Below are 5,930 nucleotides of genomic sequence, written 5' to 3'. Positions count from 1 at the left end.
TTGGGGATGTGATGACGGCGCGCGGCGTTGGCTTTGAACGGCATCGGCTGGATCAGAACAGGGAAAGGTCAACGACGCCTCCCCTACGATCCCACCCCGCCATCCGCAATCCCCGCCTCGCTGCAACAACGTCCCGCCGAGGCAACGGAGGAACTGATCGCACTCATCTCGGTGATGACCTTGGTGATTGAGCCGATGGCTTGCACCGCGTCCGTGGTGCCACCCTGCACGCCACCCTGCACGGTGGCGATCTTGGAGGAAATCTCCTCGGTGGCCTTGGCAGTCTGGTTGGCAAGGTTCTTCACCTCTGAGGCGACCACGGCAAAGCCCTTGCCCATCTCGCCGGCCCGCGCCGCCTCGATGGTTAGCGTTGAGCGCCAGCAGATTCGTCTGCGAGGCGATGGAGTTGATGACACCGCGGCCGGAGCCGTGATCGGCGGCCTGTCACCAACCTAACGAGAGGGGCCGTCTCCCATGCCCTACTACCGCGTCACCCGCTTCCTGCACGCATTAATCGCCTGCGGAATCACCCTGCAAATGTTGGTCAGCTTGCTCATGGTTTATCCCCGACCGGGCCGGCTGCCGAACGCCTGGTGGGAGGTCCACGAGATCGCGGGGCTGCTCCTCGTGGCGGCCCTTGGGCTGCACTGGGCTTGGTCGATCGGCCGCACCGCCGTGAAGGGGACACCCTTCCTGTTGGTTCCTGGTTCTCCACCGCGCGTCTGAAAGCTCTGCGCGAAGATCTGGTGGCCACGGTCGCCGAGATCCGCAACGGCCGTCTTCCACAGTCCGCCGAGCCCCGTCCTCTGCCGGCGGTGTTCCAGGGATTGGGCCTGCTGCTCGCCTCCTTTCTGGCCGTCACCGGCTTGGCCATGTTCTTCGGCATGGCGGAGGACAGGGCGATGGGAGCGGCCATCGGCGCGCTGAAAGAGGCCCACGGTGCCGCCGCTCCGCTGATGTGGGCCTACCTCGTCATCCACCCGGCTCTGGGCATCTCCACCAGCTCGTCGGTCATCACAGCCTGTCACAGATGTTCCGGCTCGGCTGACGGCGGCGGGCTCCGGTTCGCATCAGTGGCCGACCGGCTCCCAGCCCGGATGGTCGAAGTGCGCGCCGTATGCATCCAGCGCCTGGAGCACGCGCATCGCGCCGGACACCCGCGCATTGTCCGATTTCAACCCGTCGATCCCCTCAAAGATGTCCGCCAGAACGAGGTGCAACTGGGCGTCGGCTTCGGGAGGCAGACGGCAGTTCCGGACGATGCCGTCCACCTGCTGCTCCAGCGTCGCGGTCAGCGAGGCGTATTGGGCTGGGGTGTAGGTGGCGTTATGGACGGCGCCGAGGGATTGGGTGATCGCCTCGCGTATCGCTGTCATGCCTTGGCGGAGGGGCTCGTCGGTCGCCCATTTCCGTCTCTGGTTCAAGGACAGCTCCAGGGCCTCGGCGACATGACCGTCGTGCGACGACAGGGCGGCGAGCGCCGGGCCGACCGCACCGAAGATCAGGGCGCCGCTGACCAGGGCGCCGGCAGCGGTGGTTTTCGTGGACATGACGTATCTCCTTGTGCATGTACGTGATGGAGCATGGCCCGCGGGACGGTCAGCCGTCCTCGTAGAGACCCTTCGCCGCCTCGCGGTGGTAGGCCTCGCAGTTGCCCTTCGAGGCGACCGCCGGACGCTTCCAGTTGGCCGGGTCGAAATCGTGCTTGCGCTGCCACCAGCGCTGGTCGGTGATTTGGAGGAGCTGGCCAACTCCGCGGCCGGCGTTCCGCGTCAGGTAGGCGCGGATGGTCGCCACCGTGTCCGCCGGTAGGCTGGCGTTCTAGCCGAAGTGGTCCGCCAACCCGTCCATGATGCGGTTCCGACTGGCCGTCGGCAGCAGGCCCGGGTGGTAGGCCATGTGGCATTCGCCGCATTCCTTCAGCGTCGCCGCGTCGGTCACCGGCGCCACCCGCTCGAACTCGTTCGCCAGGGCGGCGCCCCCGATCAGCAGCAGGGCGGCGGTGGCACCGATCACGAAGCGCATGGCCGGACTCCTCAGGCTGCTGTGGCGGACGCCGGCTCGCGGTGCAGCTCGGCGTAGCGGCTGGCGAAGAACAGGAGCGGCGTGCCGTCGCGGTGTTCAAAGCGATGCACGCGGCCCAGGACGACCACGTGATCGCCGGCCTCCACATGGCGGTGCGTGGTGCACTCGAACTGCGCGAGGCAGTCGGGCAACAGGGGCACGCTGCCCAGACCGGGCGTCCAGTCGATCCCGGCGAACCGCTCCTCGCTGCGCGACGCGAAGCGCGTCGAGAGATGGTGCTGATCGTCGGCGAGCACGTTCACGGCGAAGCGGGTGGCGTCGCGGAATGCGGGCAGGCTGGTGGAGGACCGCATCAGGCTCCACAGCACCAACGGCGGGTCCAATGACACCGAGCTAAAGGAGTTCACGGTCAGGCCAACCGGAGTGCCCGCCGGGGTTAGGGTGGTGATCACCGCGACCCCGGTGGCGTACCGGGCGTAGGCGTCGCGTAGCGAGCGGAGATGTGGGTCGGGAGACATCGGGAGCGTCCTTTCTATTGGCCGGCCAGGAAGGTGATGAAGTCGCCCTTCTCGCGGGCGGTACAGGCGCGGCCGAGGACGTTGATGCAGTCGCGCTCGAAGCGCTTCTCGACCTCGGCCGGGTCGGTGAACCGCTTCGGGTTGGCCGAAATCGCCATCGGCTCGATGGCCCGCCCGGTCCGGTAATGGCGCCCCGGCCCGGCGGGGTTCTGGGTGTGGCAGCTGGCGCAGGCCCGGGTTTCGGCCACCTTGCCGCCGCTGTGCGGGCCCAAGTAGAGCGCCCGACCACGGTCGGCGGAGAAGCCGGTGAAGCTTGGATCGGCCTTTTTCGCCTCGGCGGCGTAGCCGTCCAGGATCTTCGTGCGGTTCGGGTCGCCGGTGGCCGCCAGGGCGATGCCGGCGGTGGTGGCCGCGACGGCGGCGAGAACGAGGAGCAGTCTCATGGAGTCACCCGATCGGAAAGGGTGGAGCGCTGGGTGGTGCCGTGGGACGGGACCTCGGGCGAGAGCCGCTTCAGCCCATGCAGCCCGAAGACCAGGGCGACGTGGGCGATGACGATGTACAGGGCGAACTCGCCGAGGGTCTCGTGCAGGTCCTCGAACGTCACGGCAAAGTCTGCCACCGCTGCGGAGGCCGCCGCCAAGCCGACGCCGACGAGGAGGGCTGCGGCCATCCAGGCGATCAGCGGGCTGCGCTCGGCGCGCGCCTTCGGGTCGCCGCTGACCAGGCGCTTCACCCAATGCAGCACCGGACCGGGCGATGGCTGGGGAAGGCGCAGCGGACTGCCGGCGGGAGCCGACAGTCCGATCACCAAGCGCAGCGCGATGGCGGTGAGCGCCGTGTAGCCGGAGAAGACGTGCATGCCGTAGGTGTCCTCCTCCCCGGTGAGGTAGGCGACGACAAACGCGCCAGAGAGGATGGCGTGAAAGGCCAGCAACGCGGTCATCTCGGCGGCGGTCGGCTTGTGGGTGACCATGGCGGTGTCCGTGTTGGATAGAGCGCGCCGGAAGGCGCGGTTCAGTCATCCAGGTTGTCAGCAGCGGCCCAGAGCCCGGCGACGCTCGACGGGCCGCCTACGGTCGCTTGGTAGACGGTGGTCAGGGCGCCGATAACGAACACGGCCGCGAGGGTATGGACCATCATCGTTTTCAGCATGGGCGGCGCTCCGGCCGGGGATGACAGGACGTTGACGGGTGGACATGCCCGGGACGGCGTCGGGTGGGGGCTCGTTCCACCCCACCCGTGTCCCGGGGGCGCGGTCAGTCATTGTCGGCGTAGTGGCGGGGGCGATCCGGGGACGCGTCGCGGCCGAAGGAGGTGCCGTCCTGGCGGATGATCTGGTCGGCCCGGATGCCGCCTTGCCGGATGCTTCCGACCACGGTGATCTGGTCGCCGGATTGGATGCCGTTCGGCAGGAAGCGGTGGCTGGTGACCGGGATCTCCTTCTCCCCGTCGGAGAGGACGAACGATTTCGCGGCGACGGTGCCGACCGTGCCGGTGAGGGTGCCGCCGCCCGCCTCAACCACGTCCATGAGCGCCTGCGGGCTGCTCGGCTGGAGCGCCTGGGTGTGGTGATGGTCGCTGGCGGAGGCGGCGCCGGAGAGCGTCAGGAGGCCGAGGGCGGCGAGGGCGGTGGTCTTGAGCATGGCTTCACCTTCGATGCTGGGGAGCGCCGATGCGCTCCATGACCGGCACTCTGCGCCACGCGGCCTGAAGCGAGCCTGAACGGCAGGTTCAGCTGGCATTCAGGATCGCGACGCAGGGGGAGTACTCTTGTGCTCGGGGCTGTGCGGACGCGGCCCACGGCATCCGGTCGAACGGCGCGCTAAATCACTAGGGAATGGCGTCAGTGGGGCGCCGGGTACCGTCGGTCGGCGGCCTCGATGGAGGGGGTCGCGGTTTGGACGGAGGAATGGCACACGCAGACAACCCAGCCGCCCCGGCACAGCCGACGTCAATCCGGGCGGACGACGGAACGGAGGATGTCATGAATGGCAACGCCTTGCTTTGGCTTACCCAGCCGATGCTGATCCTGACCTCGCTCGCGGTGTTCGTGGTGATCCTTCACGCGCTGCTGGTGTATGCACATCCGCTCTCCGACAACGGCTGGCGACGGGCGGACTACTTTTGGCTGGCGGGGGCGGTCCTGTCCTTGCTCGGGATGAGCGCCGAGGCCCGACACCAATGGCTTGAGTTGCGCAAGCCGATCTCCGAGCAGCTCCACTTGGCGTCCGTCGATTACCTGAGGGACAGCTTCCTGGTCCTGCGGATCTTCCCGTGCCACGTCGAATTCGGGAGGGCCGGTTTGACAGGCGGCGATCAGGCCGGCCGCGTGAACCAGTATGAGGCGTACTGCCAGTGGCTCACCGAGATGGAGGAGGCCATGGACCGTCTGTTCCGGACCCGATCCAAGATCGATCTGGCCCTGTTCGCGCGGGCCGAGGCCTTCTCCGATCTGCCAGGGGTCGCTGAGACGTTGGTCAGGCTGACCAAGATTGCGGCGGAATACAACCGGACGCTGGACGAGCTGAACCAGTGGGCTTCTCTTGAGTCCTCCGGCGCCGAAAGCCTCGTCAAAGCCATCTCCCCCATTCTCCTGTCCTTCGCCCTGGCCCTGCGGATCACCAAGGTTACCGGCCAGATCCGCAACCAGGAGCGCGGAGCAAGCCCGCCGGATGGCGGGGGCCGGACCACAGCGGCCCACGGCGCGGCTGGCTCCAGCGGCTGATCCGGTGTCCACGGACGACGGCGGGCTGCCCGCGGGGGTTGCTCGCCGGCGTTACCGCGGTGCCTCCATTCAGCGCAAGTTCAGCGATGCGGCGTCATGCTGTCGTTCAAGATCACTCAATGACGGGTGTGCTTCCCGTGGAGTCCCAGATGCGTCAATCACTCAAGGCGGCCCTTCCTGTGCTGATCGCCGGACTTCTCCTCGCCGCGCCGAGCGACGCCGGAGCCAAGGCCGACCACGATCGGGCGCGGGATGCCTTGCGGGCTGGGCGTGTCCAGCCGCTGGGGCGGATCGTCGAGAACGCCACAAGGCAGTTCGGGGGCGCCATCCTCGATGTCGAGGTCAAAGACGCGGATGTGGGTTTCCGCTACGAACTGAAGCTGATGGCCGCGGACGGCCGGAGATGACGCCATCAGAACGGTGCGTGGGCTCTGCGACCGGGCGACGGACCATTAGAAGGACGCATCCGCTGCACTCCGCCGCCCATGACCGCGGTCCGCCGCACCGACGAGGCGTGAACCCGGCTTTGTCACGGCAACTGAGGAGGCAAATAGAAGTTGCGAAATCCGCAACTGGTTCACGCTGCGGCGGTCGCGGCCCGCCAGTGGGCCACGGCCTGTGCTCGGAAGTTGCGCAGGGGGCGGCGGGGGGACCGGGGG

The 5,930-nt window shown here is 67.8% G+C and carries 9 protein-coding genes and 2 pseudogenes; 3 read left to right on the top strand and 8 right to left on the bottom strand.

Translation table 11 applies throughout. The features are described 5' to 3' along the window. Positions 1-134: 134 nt before the first annotated feature. Positions 135-414 (bottom strand): annotated as a pseudogene (locus TSH20_RS33180) (methyl-accepting chemotaxis protein); the annotation flags it as partial. A gap of 60 nt (positions 415-474) precedes the next feature. Between TSH20_RS33180 and TSH20_RS33175 the strand changes: the two are divergent. Continuing rightward, positions 475-726 (top strand): cytochrome b/b6 domain-containing protein, encoded by a 252-nt coding sequence (locus TSH20_RS33175; protein WP_109157774.1) that lies wholly within the window; start codon positions 475-477, stop codon positions 724-726. A gap of 344 nt (positions 727-1,070) precedes the next feature. Here TSH20_RS33175 and TSH20_RS33170 read toward each other — a convergent pair whose 3' ends face one another. From TSH20_RS33170 to TSH20_RS33140, 7 genes and pseudogenes are all read right to left on the bottom strand, one after another. Further along, entirely contained in the window at positions 1,071-1,550 is a 480-nt protein-coding gene (locus TSH20_RS33170; RefSeq protein ID WP_109157773.1) for a hypothetical protein, read from the bottom strand. 49 nt (positions 1,551-1,599) lie between these two features. Next, positions 1,600-2,025, bottom strand: a pseudogene (locus tag TSH20_RS35410) (cytochrome C). A gap of 11 nt (positions 2,026-2,036) precedes the next feature. Further along, complete coding sequence (locus TSH20_RS33155; protein ID WP_109157770.1) at positions 2,037-2,543, bottom strand: flavin reductase family protein; 507 nt, start codon at positions 2,541-2,543, stop codon at positions 2,037-2,039. Positions 2,544-2,557: 14 nt separating this feature from the next. Continuing rightward, positions 2,558-2,986 carry a DUF1924 domain-containing protein gene (locus TSH20_RS33150; protein WP_109157769.1) on the bottom strand — a complete coding sequence of 143 codons (429 nt, stop codon included), beginning with the start codon at positions 2,984-2,986 and terminating at the stop codon, positions 2,558-2,560. Beyond that, positions 2,983-3,519 (bottom strand): hypothetical protein, encoded by a 537-nt coding sequence (locus TSH20_RS33145; protein ID WP_109157768.1) that lies wholly within the window; start codon positions 3,517-3,519, stop codon positions 2,983-2,985. Before TSH20_RS33145 ends, TSH20_RS33150 begins: the two co-directional genes overlap by 4 nt. 41 nt (positions 3,520-3,560) lie before the next feature. Then, positions 3,561-3,698: a hypothetical protein gene (locus TSH20_RS35170; protein WP_158282107.1), complete on the bottom strand. Its 138-nt coding sequence runs from the start codon at positions 3,696-3,698 to the stop codon at positions 3,561-3,563. Between the two features lie 104 nt (positions 3,699-3,802). Beyond that, positions 3,803-4,189 carry a cytochrome c maturation protein CcmE gene (locus tag TSH20_RS33140; RefSeq protein ID WP_109157767.1) on the bottom strand — a complete coding sequence of 129 codons (387 nt, stop codon included), beginning with the start codon at positions 4,187-4,189 and terminating at the stop codon, positions 3,803-3,805. A gap of 341 nt (positions 4,190-4,530) precedes the next feature. Here TSH20_RS33140 and TSH20_RS33135 point away from each other — a divergent pair, with 341 nt between their 5' ends. Together TSH20_RS33135 and TSH20_RS33130 are read left to right on the top strand one after the other, a co-directional pair. Further along, on the top strand, positions 4,531-5,271 hold the full coding sequence (locus TSH20_RS33135; protein ID WP_109493025.1) for a hypothetical protein: 741 nt from the start codon (positions 4,531-4,533) through the stop codon (positions 5,269-5,271). Between the two features lie 149 nt (positions 5,272-5,420). Continuing rightward, on the top strand, positions 5,421-5,678 hold the full coding sequence (locus tag TSH20_RS33130) for a peptidase (RefSeq protein WP_146205494.1): 258 nt from the start codon (positions 5,421-5,423) through the stop codon (positions 5,676-5,678). The last annotated feature ends 252 nt before the right edge of the window (positions 5,679-5,930 follow it).

This window comes from Azospirillum sp. TSH20 (genome assembly GCF_003115935.1).
GTDB lineage: Bacteria > Pseudomonadota > Alphaproteobacteria > Azospirillales > Azospirillaceae > Azospirillum.
The sequence above is the reverse complement of the archived record's forward strand: the minus strand, read 5'-3'. Positions and strand labels throughout refer to the sequence as shown.